The sequence below is a fragment of the Geomonas sp. genome, from assembly GCF_056994735.1.
In genome coordinates this window covers 1-1,446 of sequence record NZ_JBXKJL010000026.1, presented here as the reverse complement: position 1 = coordinate 1,446, position 1,446 = coordinate 1, and the positions used below count along the sequence as shown (strand labels likewise).

General features: G+C 61.2%; 2 protein-coding genes. Both read right to left on the bottom strand.

All coding sequences use genetic code 11. From position 1 onward, the window contains the following. Positions 1–5: 5 nt before the first annotated feature. On the bottom strand, positions 6–794 hold the full coding sequence (locus tag AC11W3_RS01010) for a transposase family protein (RefSeq protein WP_484092346.1): 789 nt from the start codon (positions 792–794) through the stop codon (positions 6–8). A gap of 446 nt (positions 795–1,240) precedes the next feature. Further along, the gene (locus AC11W3_RS01005) at positions 1,241–1,429 is read right to left on the bottom strand and encodes a hypothetical protein (protein ID WP_484092345.1); all 189 of its coding nucleotides are present in this window, start codon (positions 1,427–1,429) and stop codon (positions 1,241–1,243) included. Between the last annotated feature and the right edge of the window lie 17 nt (positions 1,430–1,446).

Below are 1,446 nucleotides of genomic sequence, written 5' to 3'. Positions count from 1 at the left end.
GAGGGTTATGCGAAACCCTCTCTGAAGAAGTAGAGACCGATCGCGGCGCGGAATGACGACTTGAAGGTCTTGAGGGGTCGGCGGTAGTCCGTGAAGAGGATCCGCCATGCCTTGAGCGTGGCGACGGCTCGTTCTACCGGCGCACGGACGGAGCTCACCTGGTTGTTCCATTTGTGTTCCCAGTCCAGGAGCTTGCGGCATGTCGGTTTGCGGATGGGAGTGATGATGTAGTCGGTCCCGATGAATCCCTTGTCACCAAATACCCCTCCCGTCTTCTTGAGAATCTTCTCGACAACGGACCCCGTCAGCTTCGCCATGTCGGGGCGATTGCCGGTGACCGGCTCGGAGACGAACGTGACGCGTCCCTGGAGATTTGTGATGATCAGGGAGCCGTGTCCGGTGGTCTTGTACTTGCCGGCCCACAGCTTGTCCTCGCCGTCCCAGGACCAGCACGGCCAGAGCATCCCATCTACCAGCGCGATCGCTGCCCTGGTGGCTTCGGCCGCCTCCTCCGCCGTCGGCCGGTCCTCCTGCGTCGCCTTCTCGACCAGGGGGGTCAGGAAGGTGATGTACCGCGACACCGTTGACTGGTCCACGTCAAAGATGTCGGCCCACACATCCTCGACGATGTTCTGCCGAAGATACCCACCAGTCACGACGAAAGCTTCTCGCAGGGACAGTTCATGTGGGCGGCCCCCGCCTTTGTCCCACGGCCGCTCGAGCAATCTCGTGATGCGGGACTCCAACTCGTCGAGTTGCTCTTCGTCCAGTCCTGACATGCGCTCGAACCGCAACGGCTTCTCCATCGTCAGAGGTTTGGGCTAGTCACCTCCTTTGTATCGATTGGAGAAGCCGTTGTGTCGGATTCGCCACGGCGTGTCGCGTGTTGCCCCGGAACCTCTTGGGAGAAACTGGCTCGTCCTATGCCGTCCGGGGGTTTCGCATAATCCTCCATCTCTACTATGGTTCTTTTAGCAATTCCTGCAGAGGCTGAGCAAGTTTCCGCTCCTGTCGTCGTCAGCACAGACAGTAAACAGATCGTGTCGTTGGTCAGGACACCGGGTAGCCCGGGAATGAGAAGTACCCAGCGGGTAGATACTGAGGCTTATGCAGAACTCGCTATCAAGATCGCTAACGGTCCCCTGACCTGTGCCGATGCGGGTCGAGGGATGCCGGCAGGAGGCTTCTGCATAACCCTCACTGGCTCTTCGATCGATCATAGGCTCCCTGACCCGTGCAATTATGCCCCGATGGGGGCGTTTCCGTTGGTTCTCAATCCGACGCCGGGAGTGAACCTGGACTCCCACGCCGGGGAGGCGGGCAGGGCCCCGGCAAAGTCGTCCGCCAGAGGTCCGAGATCGGCGGGGTTGGCGCGATACGCCGGCGCGGGGGGCAGCTGCACGGGCGTGGCGGCGCCCCTCGCAGGCATACACATGCTCCGTGGAG